Annotated in this window: 21 protein-coding genes and 1 tRNA gene; 4 read left to right on the top strand and 18 right to left on the bottom strand. The window is 65.7% G+C overall.

The features are described 5' to 3' along the window. Window position 1 precedes the first annotated feature (1 nt). Genes EAF64_RS19660 through EAF64_RS19650 form a run of 3 tightly spaced genes read right to left on the bottom strand, consistent with a single transcriptional unit; the run spans window position 2 to window position 2,356 of the window. A complete protein-coding gene (locus tag EAF64_RS19660) occupies window positions 2-463 on the bottom strand; it encodes a DUF6114 domain-containing protein (protein ID WP_129070684.1) in 462 nt (153 codons plus the stop codon). Next, the gene (locus EAF64_RS19655) at window positions 460-1,704 is read right to left on the bottom strand and encodes a hypothetical protein (protein WP_129070683.1); all 1,245 of its coding nucleotides are present in this window, start codon (window positions 1,702-1,704) and stop codon (window positions 460-462) included. The genes EAF64_RS19660 and EAF64_RS19655 overlap by 4 nt, the downstream gene beginning before the upstream one ends. Continuing rightward, complete coding sequence (locus EAF64_RS19650) at window positions 1,694-2,356, bottom strand: hypothetical protein (RefSeq protein ID WP_129070682.1); 663 nt, start codon at window positions 2,354-2,356, stop codon at window positions 1,694-1,696. The genes EAF64_RS19655 and EAF64_RS19650 overlap by 11 nt, the downstream gene beginning before the upstream one ends. A gap of 329 nt (window positions 2,357-2,685) precedes the next feature. Between EAF64_RS19650 and EAF64_RS19645 the strand changes: the two genes are divergently transcribed. The 3 genes from EAF64_RS19645 to EAF64_RS19635 are packed head-to-tail and all read left to right on the top strand — an operon-like array spanning window position 2,686 to window position 4,854. After that, complete coding sequence (locus tag EAF64_RS19645) at window positions 2,686-3,618, top strand: ABC transporter ATP-binding protein (RefSeq protein ID WP_129070681.1); 933 nt, start codon at window positions 2,686-2,688, stop codon at window positions 3,616-3,618. Beyond that, window positions 3,615-4,487, top strand: a complete 873-nt coding sequence (locus EAF64_RS19640; RefSeq protein WP_129070680.1) for an ABC transporter permease — start codon at window positions 3,615-3,617, stop codon at window positions 4,485-4,487. The genes EAF64_RS19645 and EAF64_RS19640 overlap by 4 nt, the downstream gene beginning before the upstream one ends. A 55-nt stretch (window positions 4,488-4,542) precedes the next feature. Next, a complete protein-coding gene (locus tag EAF64_RS19635) occupies window positions 4,543-4,854 on the top strand; it encodes an ASCH domain-containing protein (protein WP_129070679.1) in 312 nt (103 codons plus the stop codon). On the opposite strand, the gene EAF64_RS19630 is transcribed toward EAF64_RS19635, so the two are convergent. The 9 genes from EAF64_RS19630 to EAF64_RS19590 all read right to left on the bottom strand — a co-directional run bounded on the left by EAF64_RS19630 (window position 4,855) and on the right by EAF64_RS19590 (window position 13,810). Continuing rightward, window positions 4,855-6,255: a cytochrome P450 gene (locus tag EAF64_RS19630; RefSeq protein ID WP_129070678.1), complete on the bottom strand. Its 1,401-nt coding sequence runs from the start codon at window positions 6,253-6,255 to the stop codon at window positions 4,855-4,857. A gap of 875 nt (window positions 6,256-7,130) precedes the next feature. Beyond that, window positions 7,131-7,202 (bottom strand) — tRNA-Ala (locus EAF64_RS19625). A 119-nt stretch (window positions 7,203-7,321) separates the two neighbouring features. Further along, window positions 7,322-7,630 carry a 30S ribosomal protein S10 gene (gene rpsJ / locus EAF64_RS19620; RefSeq protein ID WP_092661954.1) on the bottom strand — a complete coding sequence of 103 codons (309 nt, stop codon included), beginning with the start codon at window positions 7,628-7,630 and terminating at the stop codon, window positions 7,322-7,324. A 3-nt stretch (window positions 7,631-7,633) separates the two neighbouring features. After that, window positions 7,634-8,899 carry a translation elongation factor EF-1 subunit alpha gene (gene tuf, locus EAF64_RS19615; protein WP_129070677.1) on the bottom strand — a complete coding sequence of 422 codons (1,266 nt, stop codon included), beginning with the start codon at window positions 8,897-8,899 and terminating at the stop codon, window positions 7,634-7,636. A gap of 161 nt (window positions 8,900-9,060) precedes the next feature. Beyond that, a complete protein-coding gene (locus EAF64_RS19610) occupies window positions 9,061-10,014 on the bottom strand; it encodes a homoserine dehydrogenase (protein ID WP_129070676.1) in 954 nt (317 codons plus the stop codon). Beyond that, window positions 10,011-10,547 carry an amino acid-binding protein gene (locus tag EAF64_RS19605; protein ID WP_129070675.1) on the bottom strand — a complete coding sequence of 179 codons (537 nt, stop codon included), beginning with the start codon at window positions 10,545-10,547 and terminating at the stop codon, window positions 10,011-10,013. The genes EAF64_RS19610 and EAF64_RS19605 overlap by 4 nt, the downstream gene beginning before the upstream one ends. A 354-nt stretch (window positions 10,548-10,901) precedes the next feature. After that, the gene (locus tag EAF64_RS21515; RefSeq protein ID WP_129070674.1) at window positions 10,902-11,159 is read right to left on the bottom strand and encodes a hypothetical protein; all 258 of its coding nucleotides are present in this window, start codon (window positions 11,157-11,159) and stop codon (window positions 10,902-10,904) included. 30 nt (window positions 11,160-11,189) lie between these two features. After that, window positions 11,190-11,417 carry a hypothetical protein gene (locus EAF64_RS19595; protein WP_129070673.1) on the bottom strand — a complete coding sequence of 76 codons (228 nt, stop codon included), beginning with the start codon at window positions 11,415-11,417 and terminating at the stop codon, window positions 11,190-11,192. 206 nt (window positions 11,418-11,623) lie between these two features. After that, a complete protein-coding gene (locus EAF64_RS19590; RefSeq protein WP_129070672.1) occupies window positions 11,624-13,810 on the bottom strand; it encodes an elongation factor EF-2 in 2,187 nt (728 codons plus the stop codon). Window positions 13,811-14,014: 204 nt separating this feature from the next. Here EAF64_RS19590 and EAF64_RS19585 point away from each other — a divergent pair, with 204 nt between their 5' ends. Continuing rightward, window positions 14,015-14,764 carry a DUF5781 family protein gene (locus EAF64_RS19585; protein WP_129070671.1) on the top strand — a complete coding sequence of 250 codons (750 nt, stop codon included), beginning with the start codon at window positions 14,015-14,017 and terminating at the stop codon, window positions 14,762-14,764. A 1-nt stretch (window position 14,765) separates the two neighbouring features. Here EAF64_RS19585 and EAF64_RS19580 read toward each other — a convergent pair whose 3' ends face one another. The 6 genes from EAF64_RS19580 to EAF64_RS19555 all read right to left on the bottom strand — a co-directional run. Continuing rightward, on the bottom strand, window positions 14,766-15,176 hold the full coding sequence (locus EAF64_RS19580; protein ID WP_129070670.1) for a DUF6114 domain-containing protein: 411 nt from the start codon (window positions 15,174-15,176) through the stop codon (window positions 14,766-14,768). 36 nt (window positions 15,177-15,212) lie between these two features. Beyond that, window positions 15,213-15,890: a DUF6114 domain-containing protein gene (locus tag EAF64_RS19575; RefSeq protein WP_129070669.1), complete on the bottom strand. Its 678-nt coding sequence runs from the start codon at window positions 15,888-15,890 to the stop codon at window positions 15,213-15,215. A 58-nt stretch (window positions 15,891-15,948) separates the two neighbouring features. Continuing rightward, entirely contained in the window at window positions 15,949-17,850 is a 1,902-nt protein-coding gene (locus tag EAF64_RS19570; RefSeq protein WP_193767776.1) for a PKD domain-containing protein, read from the bottom strand. 274 nt (window positions 17,851-18,124) lie between these two features. Next, the gene (locus EAF64_RS19565; protein WP_193767775.1) at window positions 18,125-18,613 is read right to left on the bottom strand and encodes a DUF6114 domain-containing protein; all 489 of its coding nucleotides are present in this window, start codon (window positions 18,611-18,613) and stop codon (window positions 18,125-18,127) included. 88 nt (window positions 18,614-18,701) lie between these two features. Continuing rightward, window positions 18,702-19,457, bottom strand: coding sequence for a hypothetical protein (locus EAF64_RS19560; protein ID WP_129070667.1), 756 nt, complete (start codon window positions 19,455-19,457; stop codon window positions 18,702-18,704). 505 nt (window positions 19,458-19,962) lie between these two features. Continuing rightward, window positions 19,963-21,662, bottom strand: a 1,700-nt coding sequence (locus tag EAF64_RS19555) for a CARDB domain-containing protein (protein WP_193767774.1), incomplete at its 5' end; no start/stop codon positions are given.

The raw sequence follows: 21,662 nt of genomic DNA, 5'->3' as shown, positions 1-21,662 counted from the left end.
GCTACGTCTCTTCTTCGCTCTCCGCGTCCAGAATCAGCCGCTCGTACTCCTCGGTCGGTCGCCAGGCGAAACAGAGGATCCCACCCGCACTGGCCACCAGCATGCCGATCACGTAGCCGCCGAAGGCGACCAGGAAGGAGAGCGACGCGAGGACGAGCCCCGCGACGCCGAGTGCCCGCGCCCGCTCGGGCCGCAGCAGCGCCGCCACACCCACGAAGACGATGCCCGCGCCGACGAGCGTGCCGAGGCTGGAGGTCGGATACGCGTCGAACGGCTGTGTGCTCAACACGACCTGCAGCGACGGCCAGGCGACGAGTAACCCGCCGGCGACGAGCAGGACGGCGCCGGCGAACGGCCGGGCACGGCGCCACTCGGCGAACGTGATCGTCTCCACGTCGGCGTCGTCGTCCGCGGCGGTCAAAACGCCGTCGGAGCCATCGAGTTCCGAGCCGTCGGGTGTCACAGGCAGTTCGACGGCGGGGTGGTCGGTCCGTCGTCGGCCGGAATCGGCTCGCGGACCCCGGTGTTGTTCCCCAGTTCGGCGCCGATCTCGAGTTTGAAGTCGGTCAGCACCGTCTCGGAACTGCCGAGCTGGTGGGCCAGCAGGGAGACGTCGCGGCCGTCGGTCAGCCGCGGGTTAGTGTCCAGTCCGAGCCGAATGTCGTTGATCGTCCCGAAGCCGCTGTCGTTTTGGGGCGTACAGCTCCAGTAGGCGATGTTGTCCGCCGGAATGCCCGGCGTCCCGGGGAACTCGATCAGGTCCAGTCGGGCGGTCAGTTTCTCCGATCGGAACTCCGAGATGTACACGTCGATAGCGCGGCCGTCGTCGGTCTCACTCGACGCGACGGCCTGTGAGGCCGTCAGCTCGAAGTAGACGTTCTTGCCGCCACGCAGGTCGGTAAAGAGGTTCTCGTAGATGAGGAAGTCGTTGATGTCCACGTCCGCGACGCTCGTGCTGTCGAGTTGCTGGCGCGCGGCCCGGTCGATGTTCTCCTGACTCGTGCTGTCGACGGTGATGTCGATGCAGTCCTCGCCGCCGATGGCGAAGCCGGGGTCGGTGTCACAGTCGGTCTGGTAGCTGTACATCCCCGAGTCCAGCGAGGACTGGCTGACTACGAACCCGTCCAGCGTGTCCGACTGGGCGGGGAACGTGTCACCGGAGACGGCTGGTGCGGCCGTGAAGGCCAGCGCCAGCACGAGGCCACAGACCAGCGCGGCGCGGCCAGCACGGAACACCGGGCCCCGCTCGATGCGGACGGTACTGTCGTGATCCCAGGCGAGACAGATCACAGCGCCGATCCCACCGATCACGAACCCCGTGAACGCCAGTTCCGGGTGGGCGAAGGGAACGCCCGAGAGCAGGAGGCCGGCGAAGGTGAACCCGACCAGCCCGAACCCGACGCCGCCGGCGTTCCGGGTCTTCTCGGGCCTGGCGAGGACGAACAGTCCGAGAACGACGGCGACGAACGGTGCCGTCGCGCCGGCGACGCCCACCGGCGTGATGCGCCCGAGCGGGACCGCCGACAACTGGGCGAGGACGCGCCAGCCCAGGACGGCACTCCCCAGCGTCAACAACGTCGCACCGAGCGTCGGTCGAGTCGCGACCCAGCGGTCGAACCGGGCCCGAAGCCCGTCCGAACGCCCGGCCGACGGGTCGCCGTCGGTCGCTGCCCCCTCGTCGTCGGTCGTGTCGTCACGCGCCATACTCGAACTCACCGTCGTTGTTGAAGTCGTAGCGGACCCGCAGCGAGAGATCCGAGAGCTGGAGTTGGTCCGCCGAGAGCGTCGAGGTCGTGATCTTGGCCCCGCGTAGCTCGAAAGCCGGATCGCCGTCGCTCGGCCTGATCGCGCCCGGATCGCTGCCCTCGATCTGGAGCGGGTCGTTCGTGTTCGGTGCCTGGTTCGGGTTGGGTCCGGCGTAGGCTTTGAACCGGTCGAAGATCTTCGGTCCCGTCCGTTCGTCGAGGACGAACCCGCGCCAGGTCGCGGTCTGGGCGGTGATCCTGTCGGTCTTGAACGCGACGCCTTCCGCCGTCGCCTCTTCGCTCCGGATCTGTATCTGTAACCGTCCCGTGAGTCCCGGTACGTCACTGACGTTCAGTGTCTTCTGTAAGTTCAGGTCGCGGATGTAGCTGCGCTCCACCTCGAACAGCACCGACGGCGTGACGATCTTCGTCTTGGCGGGCACGACGGTCGCCTCGGACGCTGTCAGGTAGTCGGCCGATACGTTGAACCCCCCAGTGCTGCTCAGCGGAATCGAGACGCCCACCCCAGTACTCAGTATCAACAGCCCGACCAAGGCCCACAACGTGAGCAACACGCCAACGCCGCTGGCTAGCCGTTTGGTATCGTACATTGTTCTACCGTCCGACCGATACGAGCCCCCCGACCATCCCCTGGTCGTCGACGGATACCGTCCGTCGCCGCGCTCGACAGCGTACACTGTGTGCGCCGTCGATGTGGTGCCGTCCCCCCTAGTGGCCAGCAATGCGACGGCCCAGCAGTGTGACCGGTGCTGACTCGGTTCGGTCTCTTGGTCACTCAATATCTGCCGAGTTATATCAAAGTTCCGGCCTTCGAAATCAGGTTCGATACCGACTACTTGCCCATCGGCGGCGACCCCGGCTACCGGGAGACGACCCGAGAACGTGGGGCTTACCCGCACAGAACCGCTGACAGTGGATAATGACACTCGCCATCCGAGCCCGGAATCTCGTCAAGGAGTACGACGACGTGCGGGCGCTCGACGGCCTCGACATCTCCGTCGAGGCCGGGGAGTTCTTCGGACTCCTCGGACCCAACGGCGCGGGCAAGACCACGTTCATCAACATCCTCGTCGGCCTGGCCCACCGGACCGACGGCGAGGCGGCCGTGTTCGGCCACGACGTGGGCGAGGAGTACCAACAGGCCCGCGACGCCATCGGCCTCGCCCCCCAGGAGTACAACGTCGACCGCTTCTTCCCCATCCAGGAAGTGCTGGAACACAAGGCCGGCTACCACGGCATCCCCTCGGGCGAAGCCACCCGCCGGGCCGAGGAGGCGCTCGAGACCGTCGGCATCTACGACAAACGCGACACGCGTTTCGACTGGCTCTCCGGCGGGATGAAACGCCGGTTCATGCTCGCGCGGGCCCTGGTGTCCGACCCCGATCTGTTGATCCTCGACGAACCGACCGCCGGCGTCGACGTGCAGTTGCGACGGGACCTCTGGGACGTCATCAACCGCATGAACGACGCCGGGACCACCATCCTGCTGACCACCCACTACATCGAGGAGGCCGAGCGCCTCTGTGACCGCGTTGCCATCATGGACGAGGGCCGCAAGGTCGAGGAGGCCAGCCCCGACGAGCTGATGGACCGGGGCACCGACCGCATCAGCGTCACGCTGCGCTCGACGCCCACGACCGCGCCCGATCTGGACCTGCCCGACGTGCACGACGCCCGGATCGAAGACGGTGACCTCGTCGTGACGGCCGCTCGCGGGAGTTCGGTGGTCCCAGACCTGCTCCGCCAGCTAGAGGCCACGGACTACACCGTCACCGAAGTCGACATCGAGCGCGCCTCCCTCGAAGAGGTGTTCGTCGACATGACTCGCACCGAGAGCGCGGTGGAGGCATGAGCGGCGACGATAGCGTCGGCGTGACGAGCGACGGTGGGAACGCCGCGACCGACGGGACGGCAAGCCCGACCGCCAGTCCTGGCCTGCTCGACCGCCTGCTCCCGACGGGCTTCCGGACGCTGTTCCACCGCGAAGTGTTGCGGTTCGTCCGACGACCCCGCAACACCTTCCTCCCGCCGGCGATCACGAACGTCCTCTACTTCTCGGTGTTCGGCGTGATCCTCGGCGGCCGGATCGATTCGTTCACCCTCGGCGGCCGGGAGATCGAGTACATCGCGTTCATCCTCCCCGGCCTCATCGTGCTGGGTGCCATCTCGAACGGCTTCGAGAACGCCTCCTTCTCGATCTTCCACGGCCGCTGGAACGAGTATATCCACGAGGTCCTGACCTCGCCGTTGCCCTACACGTCGATGGTGATGGCCTACATCCTCTCCTCTGCCCTCCGGGGGCTCATCGTCGGGGTCATCATCGCGCTGATCGGCCTGCTCTTTACCAGCGTCCCGGTCGCACGGCCGCTCTATCTGGTGGCGTTCATGCTCGTCATCTGCCTGCTGTTCGCGAGCTTCGGCGTCGTCGGCGGGCTCTGGGCGCGTGACTTCGACTACCTCACCGTCCTCAACCAGTTCATTCTGCGCCCGCTCGTGTTCTTCGGCGGCGTCTTCTACTCGCTGGACGCGCTGGACGGGTTGGCCTACACCGTCTCGCTGTTCAACCCGATGGTGTACATGGTCAACGGTGTGCGCTACGGCTTCTTCGGCGCGGCCGAACTCCCGCCCAACGAGTCCCTGGCCGTCCTCTCGGTGCTGACCCTGGCCGTCGTCGCTCTCGACGTGGAACTGTTCCGGCGCGGCTACGGGTTGGTCGACTGATCGAACCCGGTGCCGCAAGCTGAACCGTTTTGGGTCGCCGGCCCCTCTAACCGGTGTGTCCGAACTCGAACCCAGTACGCTGCTCCCGAGCGACCGGATGCAGAGCCAGGCCCTCGACGGTGAGGTCACCCAGATCCACCGCGGCCAGCAGTACGCCGAGGAGGGCGACACCTTCCAGATCGACGACGCCACCTTCGAGATCGTCGCCGTCGACGACCGAACCCTGGGCGACATGACCGACGAAGACGCCCAGGCCGAGGGCGCGCGCGACCTCGATCACTACAAGCAGATCCTCGAACGCGCCCACGACAACTTCGAGTGGGAGGACGACTCCGAGATCGTGATGCACCGCTTCGAGAAACAGTAGTCAGCGCTCGGTCACCAGGAACTCCTGGCCCGGTTCCATCCGGAGGGTCATCTCCGGCGAGACCGGGGGCTCGCCGTCGGCGTCGTTCTCGCCCAACCACCCAAGATCGTACTGTTGCCCGATGGTCGCCAGCGTCAGTTTCGCCTCCAGCAGGGCGAACTGGCGACCGATACAGATGCGTGGCCCCCCGCCGAACGGCGCGTAGGCGAAGTCGTGGAGGTCCGACCGGAGGTCGCCGTCCCACCGCGACGGCCGGAACTGTTCGGGGTCGTCGTAGAACCGCGGGTCCCGCTGGACGTGCCGGATCCCGACCAGCACCCGCTCGTCGGCGGGGATCCGGTGGCCGTCGAAGACCACGTCGGTCGTCGTCTCGCGGGGCAACGAGTGGACGGGCGGATAGAGGCGCAGCGTCTCGGTGACCACCCGCTCGGTCACGTCCAGTTCGGCCAGCTCGTCGAGCGTCGGCGGCCCGTCGAGCGCGTCCACCTCCGCGTGGAACCGCTCGCGGACCTCGGGGTTGTTCGCCAGCGCCCAGAAACTGAAGGTGAGCGTCGTCGTCGTGGTGTCGTGGCCGGCGAAGATCATCGTCACCATCTGGTCGCGCAACCGCTCGTCGGTCAGCATCGCCGAGTCGGCGACGCCGGCCTCGCGCAACCCCACCAGCAGCGAGAGCAGGTCCTCGGCCGCGGCGGGATCGGTCGGTCCGCCCCCCGCTTTCTCCGCGAGCAGTCGATCGGCCTCCGCCCGGATCGTCTCCTTGGCCGCCCGGAACCGCCGCCGGGCGGGCGTCGGCACCCACTCCGGGAGGAAGTAGGAGGTCGGCTTGAACCAGTCGTGGAGGTGGGCCGCGCTCTCGCGCAGTTCGCGGTCGCCGTCCAGCGCCAGCTCCCGGCCCAGCACCGTCGCGAACAACACATCCAGCGCCAGATCCGTGAACTCCGCCTGCAGGTCCAACCGGTCGCCGTCGCGCCAGCGGTCGATCCGGCGCTGGACTTGCTCGACCATCCCGTCGGCGTAGTCCATCACGCTGTCGCGAGTGAACAGGGGCTGTAACACGTCCCGCTGGCGCTGCCACTCCTCGCCCTCCACGGTCAGCAACCCCTCGCCGAAGGCGATCCGGAAGTCCTCGGTCTTGCGGAACTGCTCGCGCTCGGTCAGCAGGACACGCTTGGCGTGGTCCGGGTGGCCCACGCCGTAGATGTCACCGTTCCCCAGCAGGTTCATCCGCACCACGTCCCGCGTCGCCAGCGCTTCCTCGGCGAACGCTAGCGGCTCGCGCATCTGGTGGACGAAGTGCAACCACGGCGGTCCGCAGTTGGGCGGGTACGGCGCGAGCGGCGCGTCGGTCGGGCTCTCGGTCACACCCCCCGACCGCGCCCCCTGATCGGCGTCGGATGCCATGCCTTCAACTGTGAACGGCTGGGTAGTTAAATTCGGGGTTCGCAGACACGCCTTTCGTTCAGACTACTCTCTTCCTCGGCCCGACGCATCCGCCACGCGACCGAGTGCCGGAGCGTGTGGGCGCTCACGTTCGCCGGTACGCCACGGCCTCGGTAGGCGTAGGGTTCGACGCCCGCGCGCTGCCAGCCGCTTGTCCACGTCGTCGATGCCCTTCCCAGTCATCCGGTCGGCCTTCCCCGAGAGAAACGACGCTGAACTGCCGTCGTCGCGAGCAGAGAGGTACGCCTGGAGCGTCCGAAGGTCGCCTACTCTTGTCCGGCTCGAAAGTCACCACACACGGACTGTCGTCGTTGGGGTAGTCCTTCTGAACCTCGGCAGGAATCAACACCGCCACGGCGTCGAGATCGGGCAGTCGCGAGTTCGCTCGAACCCCGACGATCGACTCTCGAACCGGGACGATTCGATACCACGTCGGGCGGGGCGGTCGCGCCAGCATCCACGGCGGGAAGTCGTTCGAAAGGCGCGGAGCGCCCTTCGTGATCCCGAGAGAGCGTTGCTCTCTCGGACGACGCCGCGGTTCACTTCACGCGAACGGAGTGAGCGTGAAGCAGTTTTTCCCCACGTTTTTGCAAGGGGGGGTTCGCCGAAGGCGAATCCCCCCGCAGTAAAAAGTGGGATGGACTCACCGGAAGACTCACTCCGTTCGTCTTCCGAGCCTTCACTCGGGCCTACGGCCCTCGTGAGGACGCTGGGATTTGAACCCAGAGCCAGACGTGCTCGCTCACTTCGTTCGCTGTGCGCGACTGGCAGGGCTTCAAATCCCGACTCGACAGGCTATTCGCGCCGCTCACGAATTGTGAGCGGCGCAGAAATAGTGGACTCGCTGGGATTTGAACCCAGGGCCTCTTCCTTGCGAAGGAAGCGATCTACCGCTGATCTACGAGCCCGCACTCGGGAGTTGCGTATCGACGCCGTTATAGCTTCCGTTCCGTCTCTGGAAAGCGCGAGTGCCTCGCGCGTGAGACGGTGGCCGACCCACCGGAACGAAACCGGGCGGTCCGGTTCGTCAGTCCTCGAGGACGATCTCGATGGAGACGTCGTTGGGCACCTGAATCCGCATCAGCTGCCGCAGCGCGCGTTCGTCGGCGTCGATGTCGATCAGCCGCTTGTGGACGCGCATCTCCCAGTGTTCCCACGTGGCGGTCCCCTCACCGTCGGGGGACTTCCGGGCGGGAACTTCCAGCGTCTTGGTCGGGAGCGGCACCGGGCCGCTGAGCTTGACGCCCGTCTTCGAGGCGATCTCACGGACGTCGTCGCAGATGTCGTCCAGATCCTCGGGACTCGTGCCTGCGAGCCTGACGCGAGCCTGCTGCATGCGTTAGGGCTCCTGGACGCTCAGGACCTTGCCAGCCGCGATGGTCTGACCCATGTCGCGGATGGCGAAGGAGCCGAGTTCCTCGATCTCGGAGGACGGCTCGATGCTGAGTGGTTTCTGCGGGCGCACCGTGACGACCGCAGCGTCACCGGACTGGATGAAGTCCGGGTTCTCCTCGGCCGTTTCACCGGTCGAGGGGTCGATCTTCTTGTCGATGGACTCGACGGTACAGGCGACCTGTGCCGTGTGGGCGTGGAAGACCGGGGTGTAGCCCGCGGTGATCACGCTCGGGTGCTGCATCACGACGATCTGGGCCTGGAACGTCTCGGCGACGCTCGGCGGGTCGTCGGCGGGCCCACAGACGTCACCACGGCGGATGTCGTCCTTGCCGATACCGCGGACGTTGAATCCGACGTTGTCACCGGGTTCGGCCTTGGGCACCTCTTCGTGGTGCATCTCGATCGTCTTGACCTCGCCGCTCACGTCGGAGGGCTGGAACGACACGTTGTTGCCCGTGTTGAGGGTCCCCGTCTCGACGCGGCCGACCGGCACGGTACCGATCCCGGAGATCGTGTAGACGTCCTGGATCGGGAGCCGGAGGTCGGCGTCCGTCGGCGGCTTGGGCTCGGGCAGGTCGTTGAGTGCCTCGAGCAGGTTCGGGCCGTCGTACCACGGCGTCTCGTCGGAGTCCTCGGCGACGTTGTCGCCCTCGAACGCCGAGATCGGGATGAACTTCGCGTCGTCGACGTTGAACTGGACCTGCTTGAGCAGTTCCGTCACTTCGTCGACGGCTTCCTTGTAGCGGCTCTCCTCGTAGTCGACGAGGTCCATCTTGTTGATGCCGATGATGAGCTCGTCGATACCCAGGGTGCGGGCCAGGAAGACGTGCTCGCGTGTCTGGGGCTGGACGCCGTCGTCCGCCGCACAGACGAGCACGGCGTTGTCGGCCTGGCTCGCGCCCGTGATCATGTTCTTCACGAAGTCGCGGTGACCCGGACAGTCGACGATCGTGAAGAAGTACTCGTCCGTGTCGAACTCCTGGTGGGCGATGTCGATGGTGACCCCGCGCTCACGCTCCTCGGCGAGGTTGTCCATGACGTAGGCGAACTCGAAGCCACCCTTGCCCTTCTCTTCTGCTTCTTCCTTGTGCTGCTCGATGACGTGCTCGGGTACGCTCCCCGTCTCGTAGAGGAGTCGTCCGACCAGCGTACTCTTCCCGTGGTCCACGTGGCCGATGATGGCCAGGTTCTGGTGCGGTTTGTCGCTCATTGATTATCTCACGCGCAGAGGCGCTATATCGGACTCTTTTGGTGGAGGCAGTTAAAACGATTTCGATAGGTGACGTTCGCCGTCCCGCCGCCGTCTTGCGTTTTGGGAGACTGTCACACGACTGGGAGAGAAAGCGGCCCCGGATCGAGGGGTCGAACCGCTCACAGTTCGGGCAGTCGACCCACGTCCGAGAGCACGGCGGTCGCGGTCTCGGGGCCGCCGGCACCGCGGCCGCTGAGGTTGAGCCGGCCGGCGTGGTCGGTCTCCAGCTGGACGATATTGGTCGTCCCGCCGACCGCCAGGTCGCCGTGTTCCGAGACGAGGCGCGGGCCCACGCGCACGCCGTCCCCGCTGACCTCGCCGACGAGCCGGACCGTCCGGCCGTCTTCGTGTGCCAGTTCCAGCGCGCTCCCGGGCACGTCCGTGATCCCCTCGACCTCGGCGTCTTCGAGCCGGTAGGTGCGCTCGCCCTGTGCGAGGACGTTGGCGAGGATCACGCACTTCAGCGCCGCGTCGGTCCCCTCCACGTCGAAGGAGGGGTCGGCTTCGGCGACGCCCATGTCCTGGGCCTCCGCGAGGACGTGTTCGTAGTCCAGTCCTTCGGCGGCCATCCGCGTGAGGACGAAGTTCGCCGTCCCGTTGAGGACGCCGCGCGCGGCCACGATGTTGTTCGGCCCGAAATCCTCGACCGTCGAGAGGACGGGGATCGCCCCGCCGACGGCTGCCTCGAACCGAACCCCACCCGCGCTCTCGGCTTCCAGTTCGCGGACTTCGTCGTAGCGCTCGGCGACCGGGCCCTTGTTAGCCAGCACGACGTGACGATCCCGCTCCAGTGCCGTCCGGACGTGGCCGAACCCGGGCTGGGCGTCACCGAGCGTCGTCGGCGTCGCCTCGACGAGGGCGTCGTACTCGCCGTCGAGTGCGTCCTCGGGCGCCGCGGTCCCGACCTGCCCGTCCTCGCGTTTGCGCTCCAGCGCGGCGGCCACGTCGATCCCGTCGGCGTCGACCGCGGCACTCCCCGAGTCCGCCAGCGCGGTGACGGTGTGTCCGTACCCGCCCGCGAGATCAGCGACCGAACGACCAACGGCGCCGGCCCCGACGATGGCGAGTCTCACGCTTCACCACCTCCCGTGAGCGGCTCGATGACACGGAGATCTTTCTCGCCCGCCACCGACCGAACCGCCGAGAGGACGGTCTCGGTCTCGCCGCTCTGTGTCGCCAGCCTGAGCCGGGCGCTCGCGCCGTTCTCCGTCCCTTCGGGCGCGGACAGCGACACGTCGGTCACCGACGCGTCGGTCCCGTCCTGGATCGCCGACAACGTATCCGACAGATCCGTCTGGACGAGTTGGCCGACGATTATCACTGTGAGTTCCTCGCTGTACTGTTCGGCACCGGCCTGGATGACGTTGACCCCTGCGTCACGTAGCGCCTCGACGATGTCGTCGAACCGCTCGGGCGTCGCCTCCAGATCGACCTCGACCGGGATGTGCCCCCGCGGTGTCAGGTTCCCCCGTTCGTGGAAGATCGAGAGCAGGTTCCCCCCGTTGTTGGCGATCGGCCCGAGCGCCCGCAGCAACTCGCCCGGTTCGTCGACGAGTTCCAGCCGGATCGTGTAGGCGTGGACCTCGTCGCCGTGTGCGTCGTTCATGTTCCGGTCACCCCCGCTCCCCAAAGTCCGTCGTCTGGTAGATACCGCCGCGACCGGTCTCCGGTCCCGTCACTGGTCATACCACCATCTGACACACGGATCGACATAAGACCCCCCTTTTTCTGCAGCGGATCCCGCGGCGACCACTCCGAAATTCGGTTTCAAACATCGGAGATCGCTGGCGGCCTCACGGGAACCATGTACCCGCGACCGTGGGGGAAAGAGCGCGAGTGGCTTTGCCGCACCCGAGAACCGGCGGCCAAGACCGCCGGCAGCTTGTGGAGTGCAGTTGATCTATGGATCGATGTGATGCACTACCTCGGGAGAGATCAGACGGCCAGTAGGGAGCGCAACCTAACTGTTCGGGAGGATGCGAACCGTACCCTGATGAAGCACTTGCTCCTGCTCGAAATCGCCGTACACAGTTGCATTCTCGTACTCGATTACCAGGCCGTCCGCGATCTCGTCCGCGAGTTCGTCCCGGATTAGTGTAGTCGAAATGATCAGATCCAGTGGCTGGTTCTCGAAGTATATTTCCCTTATTTCAACTGGAAGAGAGTCGAGAGCCGAGTCAGATTCGTCGGTAGTCCGAGGGCAGTCCGCTGAAAACACCACCGTATGGCTTCGTCGGAATCGCCCGTCTCACGGTAGAATCGTCTCGTACATCGCGTCGATCCGCTCGTTCCACTGTTTTCCCTGCTCGCGACTCGCACCCCACGGATTCCGGGAGAAGTAGTACATACTCGCGAGGATGACCCCGATAGTCACGGGGAGGTTCGGGTCCGCGATGGCGTAACTCAGCATGAAGTGTGTGAGCCCGGCGATCAGACCCCCGATGAGGATGTCCAGCACCTGGTGGAGCAGCGACATACCACGCCGTAGGGACCGCTACGGGGTAAAGTTGGTCAAGTACAGTGCGGTGCTGTCGCGGAGCGGTGCGGGAGTGAGACGAGCATCCGCGCGAGCATGGCGAGCGCGGTTCCCGGGATTCGCGCCGTCGGCGCGAATCCCGTGTTTTTCCCCAAGTTTTTGGAAGAGGGGGTGCGCCTCGCGCACCCCCTCTTGTAAAAAGTGGGTTAGAAGTAGTTGATCGCTTCCGGCAGCTCCGTCTTCATGCCCTTCCGTTCGCGGATCTCGGTGATCTGGTCGGGCTGGAGGTTGTCGGCCATGACCTGGAAGCCGGCGTTCTCGGTGTTCCAGGAGGCACGGCCCTCGGTGGCCGAACGGATGTCGCTGGAGAAGCCGATCATCTCCTCGACGGGCGCGACGCCCTCGACGACCATCAGGTCGCCTTCCTGGTACATGTCGTCGACGCGGCCACGGCGACCCTGGATCTCGCCGGAGGCGGCACCCATGTGGTCGTTGGGCACGTCGATCCGGACCTCCTGGATCGGCTCCAGCAGGCGGATCTCGGCGTCGATCAGGGAGTTGTGGACGGCCTCCCGAACGGCGGGGATGACCTGTGCCGGACCGCGGTGGATGGCGTCCTCGTGGAGTCGGGCGTCGTGCAGGCGGATCAGCGCACCCTGCACGGGCTCGGCGGCCAGCGGCCCGTCGTCGAGGGCCTCTTCCAGGCCCTCGATGACGAGTTCCATCGTCTCGTTGAGGTGCTGGATCCCCTTCGTGTCGTCGATGAGGATGTTGGTGTTGTGGATGTGCTCGACTTCCTGGGCGGTGTCCTTGTCGAGGCCAGCCTCCATCAGGGCTTCACGGCGCTCGAGTTCGGGCATGTCCATCGAGGCGTCGCCGAGCTTGATCGTCTCGACGACGTCCTCCGGGAGCGGTTCGATGGAGATGTAGAACCGGTTGTGGCGGTTGGGCGAGATGCCCTCGACTTCGCGGGACTGCTGCTGGGGTGCCTCGCGGAAGACGACGATGGGCTCACCGGTGTGGACCGGGATGCCCTGGTTGCGCTCGATACGCTGGGTGATGACTTCGAGGTGGAGTTCACCCTGCCCGGAGATCAGGTGTTCGCCGGTGTCCTCGTTGATCTCGATCTGGATGGTCGGGTCCTCCTTGGAGACCTGCTGGAGCGTCTCGATGAGCTTGGGCAGGTCGTCCATGCGCTGGGCCTCGACGGACTTCGTGATGACCGGCTCGGAGATGTGTTCGATGGACTCGAACGGCGTCATCTCCACGCTCGAAACCGTCGAGCCGGCGATGGCGTCCTTGAGGCCGGTGACGGCGGCGATGTTCCCGGCGGGAACCTCTTCGACCTCCTCGCGCTCGCCACCCATGTAGATACCGACGCTCTGGATGCGGTTGGTGCCCGCGGTGCCGGAGACGTACAGCTCCTGGCCCTTCTCCAGGGTCCCGGAGAAGACACGACCGGCGGCGATCTCCCCGGCGTGGGGGTCGACGCCGATGTCGGTGACCATCAGGACGACTTCGCCGTCCTCGTCGACGAGGCGCATGGTCTCGGCGAGTTCGGACTCGTCGTCGCCACGCCAGACACGGGGGATACGCATCGGCTGGGCGTCGATGGGGTTGGGGAAGTGCTCACAGACCATGTCGAGGACGACGTCGGCCAGGGGCGTCCGCTCGTGGAGTTCCTGGCGCTTGTCGGCCTGTTCGAGGTCGATGATGTCGCCGAAGTCCATGCCGGTGCGCTGCATCGACGGCATGGAGACTCCCCACTTGTAGAGTGCAGACCCGAAGCCCACAGTCCCATCCTCGACGGAGACGGTCCAGTCGTCGATGTCGTCCATCTCCTCGGTCATCCCGCGGATGAGGTCGTTCACGTCGCGGATGACCGCGGTCAGTCGCTCCTGCATCTCCTTGGGACCCTCTTCGAGTTCCGAGATGAGGCGGTCGACCTTGTTGATGAACAGCGCGGGCTTGACGCCCTCGCGGAGCGCCTGTCGGAGCACCGTCTCGGTCTGGGGCATGGCACCCTCGACGGCGTCCACGACGACCAGCGCGCCGTCGACGGCACGCATCGCGCGGGTCACGTCGCCCCCGAAGTCGACGTGGCCGGGCGTGTCGATCAGGTTGATGAGGTGGTTGGTGTCCTCGTACTCGTGGGTCATCGAGACGTTCGCCGCGTCGATGGTGATCCCACGTTCCTGCTCGTCCTCTTCGGTGTCCATCGCGAGCTGTTCGCCGGCCGTCTCGTCGGAGATCATCCCCGCACCGGCCAGCAGGTTGTCCGTCAGTGTCGTCTTCCCGTGGTCGACGTGCGCGGCGATGGCGATGTTCCGGATGTTCTCCGGCTCGTCCATCAGCCGTTCGCACTCCTGTACGATCTTCTTGCGTCGGCCCATTATACCCAACCGTATCGGAAGCAGGGTCAAAAGTGAAGTGGTTTGCCCCAGCGGCCGAACCCGCCGGAAACTGCACGCGGAGCGACTCGTCCACCCGAAACCGGGGGGCGGCAGGGCGTTCGGGACGGGGCGGTCACGAAACCACCGGCGGGCGTCGGACCGCCCGCAAAAGTGATACGCGTCGCTCCCGTATCACGGGAAGACATGGACGTTCGCGTGCAGGGTACTGGGCCGACGGAGCCGTTTCTCAGCGCACGTGACCTCTTCGAGACCGAGTACGATCTGGACCGCCCTGTCTGGGTCTACGTTCGCGAGGACCCCGACGAGCGCACCTGGACGAGCCACGACGCCGAGGGCCACGACCTCTCGATCTCCCGGCAGGCCGCCAGCAGCGCCATGGCCCGCGAACTCGCCCTCCACGAGTTCGCGCACATGCACCGCAACGAGCAGGGTCACCCGTCACACACCCAATCGACCGAGGAAGCGCTCTATCTCGCCCTCTCCGGGCGGAGCGTCGAGCGCCGGAAGCTCACCCACTGCTACCAGATCGCCAACCACATGAAAGACATCTACGCCGACGACCTGACGCTGTCGGTCGCCCCGGCGGACAAGCTGGTGGCGTTCCTCGAGTCGAGCCTGGCGACGGCCCTGGCCGACCGCCCGGCCGACCCGGCGAGTTGGACCCGGCTCACCCCGGCGGCCGACCCCGAAATCACCGCCGTCAACGCCGCGTTCGCACTGGCACTGGTCGAGCGCCACGGCCTCGTCTCCCGGGACCATCGACTGTACGACCTCGCGCACGCGGCCGCGCAGGACGCCCCGAGCATCCGCTTCGAGCGGTTCAAAGAGCGGTTCCGCTCGCTCGCCGACGACCCCGGCGAGAGCGAGTACCGCAAAGCCCTCGTCGACGTGACCCGGGAGTACGCCATCGACGAACCGCGAGCGGCCGACTGACCTACAGTTCGTCGCCGGAACCGCACTCCTCGGGCGCCGTCCAGGCGAACGCGAGGATGCCGCCGATCCCGCCCAGCACCGACCCGACGACGAACCCCCCGAGCGCCCCGAACAGCGACACCGTCGCGACGAGAATTCCCAGCCCACCTAGCACCGACGACAGCGACGGCACGCCGAACACGAGCAGGCCACAGACGACGAGTGACCCCCCGAACAGGAGCGCCGAACCGGTGAACGAACCGGCCGTAAAGAGGAGGAACTCGTCGTAGGCCACCGGCAGGTACGCCGTCAGAAGTCCGGCGACGATCAGTAACGCCCCGCCCCAGAACGGTCGCTGGCGACGCCAGCCGTCGAACGCGACCCACCGTTCACGCGCCGCCGCGAGGCGATCGTCGGCGCGACCCTCGTCCATAGACGGTCTGACAGTGACGGCGTGAAAACAGTTGTCCTAGAACTTGAACCGATCGTCGAGGTCGCCGGTCTCGATCTCGTCGTCCGCGTCGGCCGCGTCGGCCGTCGACGCACCGTCGGCCTCACTCAGGTCGAGTCCGAGGCCGAGGTCGTCTTCGCCTCCCGCTTCGTCGTCCTCGTCCGCTTCCTCCTCGTCGGTCTGCCAGATGAACTCCGAGGTCTTCCCCCAGATGAACCCCGACGTGCCGCCCCAGATGAACTCGGAGGTCCCGCCCCAGATGAACTCCGAGGCCTCGGCCACCGTCTTCACGTCGACGCCGGACTCGGCCGGCGGCTCCCAGGCGTAACAGAGGACGCCCCCGGCGGTGGCGACGATCATGCCCACGAAGAAGCCGCCGAGCGCCCCGACGAGCGAGAGCGTCGCGAAGGCGATACCGAACACCCCGAAGATCGACGCGAATTCGGGCTTCGCGAGCGCCGCGAGCCCACAGAACGCCACGAGCGATGCGAAGAAGAGACCCACGATGGTGAACGCGCCGCCGACGAACAGCAACTCGGCGGCGAACTGGATCGGCACCCAGCCGATGATCGCAGCCCCCAGCAACAACAGTGCGCTCCCGAGCATCGGCCGTGGCCGCCGCCAGCGCCGAAACGCACCCCGTGGGTCGGCCAGCCAGTCCCGAACCGACGATCCGTCCCCCGACGACGTTACCATGCCAGCGGAACTGTACCCTGGACGCGCTTTTGTCTTTCGACAGTGTAGAGCCCCGAAATCAGAGGCAAATGATGAAGCAGTCGTTGACCGTCACGGTAACGGTATCGGTCGCGGTGGCACCGTCGTCGTCAGTCACAGTCAGCGTCACCGTCTTTTCGCCGGACTCCGAGAACTGGGTCGTGACTTGCTGACCGGTCGCCTCGACGGTGCCGTCCCCGTCGAAGTCCCACTCGTAGGCGGCGATCGACCCGTCCGGATCGGTCGATCCCGACCCGTCGAAGGTGATGTCGGTATCGGGATCGACCGAACCTGAGCTAGCCGACGCGCTCGCGGTCGGCGCGTCGTTGGTGTCGACGGTGACGTTCACGATCGCCGTCGCGGTCGCGCCGTCGTCGTCGGTCACCGTCAGCGTCGCCGTGTACTCGCCGGGTGCGGTGTAGGCGTGCGTGGTGAACGCCCCGGTGGCCGTGCTCCCGTCGCCGAAGGCCCACTCGTAGGACTCGATCGAGCCGTCCGGGTCGCTCGACCCCGAGCCGTCGAACGCGAGAGCGACGCCGACTTCGGTCGTGGTGCTCTCGACCGACGGCGTGGCGGTCGGTGCGTCGTTGGCGGTGACGGTCGTCGTCACGGTGTCGGTCGCACTCGCACCGTCGTCGTCGGTCACCGTCAGCGTCGCCGTGAACTCACCGCCCGTGTCGTACGTGTGCGTGACCTGCTGGCCCGTCGCGGTCGTCCCGTCGCCGAAGTCCCACTCGTAGGACGTGATCGTGCTGTTACTGGCGGACGACCCGGAGCCGTCGAAGGTGACCGGCTCGCCGGCCAGCACGTCGCTCGGGCTCGCCGAGGCGCTGGCGATCAGCGAGTCGTTCCCCTGCACGGTGATGCTGACCGAGTTCGAGGCGGTCGCACCGTCGTCGTCGGTCACCGTCAGCGTCGCCGCGTAACTGCCCGAGTCGGCGTACGCGTGCGTGACCTGCTGGCCCGTCGCGGTCGTCCCGTCGCCGAAGTCCCACCCGTAGGACGTGATCGTCCCGTCCGGATCGCTCGATCCCGAGCCGTCGAAGGTGATCGACTGCCCCGGTTCGACCGTCGTCGAGGAGGCGGTCGGACTCGGCATGGGCGGATCGTTGCCCTCGACGACGATGGTCACCGAGTCGATCGTCGTCGCGCCGTCGTCGTCGGTCACCGTCAGCCGCGCGGTGTAAGCACCCGGCTCGTCGTAGGTGTGACTGGCCTGCTGGCCCGTGGCGGAGGACCCGTCGCCGAAGTCCCACTCGTAGGCGGCGATCGAGCCGTCCGGATCGCTCGAGCCCGAGCCGTTGAACGAGACCGTGTCACCGGCACCGGCCGTCGTCGAACTGGCAGTTGCGTCGGCCGTGGGCGCGGTGTTGCCGCTGCCGCCGCCGGAACTCGTATCGTCGTTACACGGCCCCCACTCGAAGGACCCGTCGTTGTCGACGTCGTAGCAGGCGAAAAACCGCAGATCCGTGATAGAGATCCGGTCGGCCGCCAGGTAGTGTGCCCGGATCCGGACACCGTTCCGGTCGTCCCCTTCGAGCGTGACCGGACCGTCGGACCTGATTCGCCAGCGGCCGCGCGCGTCGGACGCGTTCGTGTCGTTGGTCACGAAGTTGGTGAACGTCGCCTTGTCGGCACCGAGTGCAGTGGATTTCACCAGCACGTCTCCGCCGTCGGTCCCGTCCGGCGACAGGAACTTAATCCGCAACGTTCCCGGGAGCGGGGACATCGGAACCGATCCGAGGTCGAGATCCTTGGTCAGCGCGAACTGCTGGATGTCGGTGTTCGACAGCTGAACCACCGTCTGGGGAAAGTTCTCCTCCGAGTCGGTATTCCCGACACCGGGATACAGTACCAGATCGTCCGCAGTGATCTCGGACGCCGTGATATTGAACCCACCCACGCCGGCCAGCGGCAGCGCATACGCGACGCCAGTCGACATTATCAACAGTCCGATCAGTGCCCATGTCGCAACGGCGGTTCCAGCCCCCCGCGCGATGCGTTTCCGGTCGTACATAGTTAACAATCGCTCGTTGTGTGCCGTCCCACGGGCAGTCCCCACCCCCCTCGCCCGCTCGAAGGCGTGCTGATGCTATCAATACAAGATTCCATGCTGAACCTTACCCCGGATATGGACGGCCCTTAATAATAATCCCGACGACGGGTTCGGGCACCGACGAAACTGCCGGAAACGACGCCCGGCGGACCGACCTGACTTACTGGTCGCCCTGCCAGCTGAACTGCACGTCCTCGCTGGTGCCCGCGTCCGGGCTGCCGGTTCCGGGACTGGTGCTGTGATCCGGATCGGGGTGACGCCAGGCGACACAGAGATTGCCGCCCGCGATCCCGACGAGCATCCCGACGAACATTCCCCCCAGTGCCCCGATGAGCGAGAGGATCGAGAGCGCGATCCCGATGACGCCGAAGATGGTCGACATCTCCGGCCGAGCCATGACGAAGGCACCGGTCAGGAAGACCATGGCAGCGAACACGAGCCCGATGACGGTGAACGACCCACCGATGATAGCCAGTTCGGTCGCGAACTGGATCGGGACCCAGCCGATGATCAGCCCACCGATCATCAACAGGAGCGCGCCCATGAACGGACGGCCCTCTCGCCACTCGCTGAACCGATTGAGACGGTCGTCGATACGACGACGGATCGGACCCGGAACCGTGTGCCAGAGTTTTGCTCGAACAGACATTGTTTCTATCTCTTTCGTGTTGTCGCACTAAAATCTCGCGGCTACTGCGTTATAAAAAACGGTTTGTTGGTTAGTTAGCTAGCTGTCGTTAGCTGGCGTACTCGTAGACGTCGTCGCCGTCGGGGTTGTACTGCACCTCGAGGCGCAGGTCAGGGATCGTAATCGAGTCCGTGGCGAGGTAGGTCGCACGGATGAACGGATCCTGCAGGATCAGACCGGGGCTGGAGCCACCGGAGAAGTTGTACTTGGTGTCGTACTGGACCGGCGCGCCCTCGTCCGGGATCGGGCTGTCAGCGTCCTCCTGCGTGCGGAGTTCGAGCCAGCTGGTGATCTCGCCGGGGTCTTCGACCGTGTTCTCCTTGATCTCGAGACCCGAGAACTTCGCCTTGTCGGCGGCGATCTGCGGGGTCTTGATGATGATGGAGTTGGTCGTCACGTTCTCAGGTGCGTCCGAACGGATCTTGATCCGTGCCTGCCCGGGAATCAGCGCGGGCGCGGCCGCAGTCGGCTTGCTGTACTTACTGAGGTTGAACACCTTCGTCAGTTCGAGCCCGTCGATCTCGGTGTTCGTCAGCTCGACGATGCCGACGGGGTACTGGTCCTGGTAACCCGGACCCTGCGTGGAGGCGTTCGGGTTGATGTTACTCGTGTTCTCTGCCTCTGACGTACCGGGGTACAGGATCAGGTTGTCACCCGTAATCGAGTTCGCCTCGATCGTGAAGCCACCGATACCTGCGACCGGAGTCGCGAATGCGGTGCCGGTGCTGAGGAAAAGCAGGCCGACGATTGCGACCACCCCAAGCGATGCACCCGTACTCTTTGCGAGTATGCTTTTGTCGTACATTGATTTCTCACTCTCGTTCGTGCGCGTTGCACGCGTGGCGTGCGACACTTCGTCGAATCTCCCCCCAGACATCCCCGACACCCAGACAGGTGCCAGGTCCCAACACCACGGGAACACCGCCCGCAACGTCTCCCCACGAGAGTGCGAGCGGCGTAGCGGGAGATTTCACATCATCTCATCCGCTGTTACCACGTCATTGAAACACACATGCTGTGTTACCCCTCAGTGTTTCCCCGGACATAGACGGTCGTTTATTACAAGGGGACAGAATTACAGGGTTTGATCCCACGAAACAATCACGAAAACTACAGGACTGCACCATGGTGTATGGTAAATAATTGAGGATAGATGAACGTGCTTGCGTGAACGGTTCCAGGTAAGTGTCGAGCGCGTTCTCGATCGGTGTCGGGCGGCGACGATGTGCAGCCGAGACGCGCACCGCAGTGGTCGTCTCTGTCGGTCGAGACGAAAAAGAATGAGATCGGTTCTACGACGCTGCGGACGGTTAGTCCTGCAGGTTCAGCTTGATGTCGTAGACAGCTTCGTTGTCACCGGCAGGTGCCGGCAGCCCCTGTTCGAGGTCGACCTGGTTGTTCATGTTGACACCGAAGTAGTTGTCGTTACAGTCCATCGCACTCCCGACGGAGAAGTCGTCAGTGACGACCTTGCCGTAGAGGCTCTCGTTGAGCCGCTCGCCGGAGACGGTCGTTCCGACACCGGGGAACGGTGACCCGCTCGTGAAGCTCTTCTCGGAGGACGCCTCGATCTGCACGTTCGGGATGGTGCAGGTGGGGTCCGTCACTTCGTTGGTCCGCTGGGAGTAGGGGTTCTTCGCGGGCGAGAAGGTGCTGAAGATACTGGATCCGACGGGCCAGATCGAGACGTTGATACTGACCGTCGTGTCCAGCGACGTCTCACCGGTCGTGGGATCGAACGTACCACGGGCACCGCCGACCGTCGAGAAGTCGGCCTCGTAGTAGACGTTACCCAGCGTCTGCGTCTTCGTGTCGTTGATGATCCCGGTCACGGGCTCGAAGTTCACGTCACCGACCCAGGAGTTGTTCGACGGGAAGACCGTCCCCTCGAAGGTGATACACTCGTCGGTCGGCAGGAAGAACGGCTTCTGCTCCGACGGGGCGGGCTGGCCGTCACGACACCGCGAGTACGTGATCGGCCGCGAGTTGTCGGGCGTCCCCGTGTGCAGGTACGCGTCGTCACCGAGCACGTAGCCCGTGAAGTCGGTCGGACCGGTGAGGTTGTACTTGCCGTCACCGCCGTCACCGCTCTCCGCGGCGAGGTCGAAGTCGACGGTCACAGTCTCCCCGGCAGCCGGCGAAACCGTCTGCGAGGACGACTGGTACCCCTCGGCGTCGGCCGTCACCGTGTAGGTGCTACCGCCACCGACCGAGAGCGTGTAACTGCCGTCGGCCGCGCTGGTCGTCGACTGACTGCCAGCCGAGACCGTCGCACCTGCGATCGCGGTCCCGTTGCCCGATGCGGCCACGCTACCGCTGATAGTCGCAGGCTCGGGGGCACTGCTCTGGACTTCGACGCTGGTCGTTCCAGTGTCGTTGGCGCTGGTGACCGTCGCGGTGTAGTTGCCCGCGTCACCGCTCCCCGTCGCCCACGAGAGCGAGATCGTCTGACTCGCTCCGCCGGCCAGCTGGACGCTCTGACTGTCACGCTCGGTGCCGTTCACCGAGAGCGCGACCGTCTGTGTGCCCTGCTGGTCCCCGACGTTCTGGACGGTGGCGGTCACGTCGAGCGTGTCGCCTTCCGTCACCGGCGAGTCGCTGGAGACGCCCGAGAGCTGGAAGTCCGCGGGCGCGTTCGGCGCTTTGACCCGCACGGTCGTCGAGACGGTATCGTTGGCCGTCGTGACGCTCGCGGCGTACTGGCCGGCGTCACCCGTCTGGGTGGCCACCGACAGCGTGACTGTCTGACTCGCACCGCCCGCCAGGGTCACCTGCTGGTCGTCCGCCGTACCCAGCACCGACAGGGTGACCGTCTGGGTCCCCTGCTGGTCGCCCGTGTTCTCGACCGTGGCGTCGATCGTCAGCGTCTCACCCTCCGTCACCGGCGAGTTCGACTCGATGCTCGACACCTGGAAGTTCGTCGGATCAGGCTGGGTATCCAGCGTGATCTGTGCAGTCGCGGTGTCGTTCGCCGTCGAGACACCGTGCGTGTAGGTGCCTGCCGCCAGCG

The organism is Halorientalis pallida (assembly GCF_004118325.1).
Taxonomy (GTDB): Archaea; Halobacteriota; Halobacteria; order Halobacteriales; family Haloarculaceae; genus Halorientalis; species Halorientalis pallida.
The sequence above is the reverse complement of the archived record's forward strand: the minus strand, read 5'-3'. Positions and strand labels throughout refer to the sequence as shown.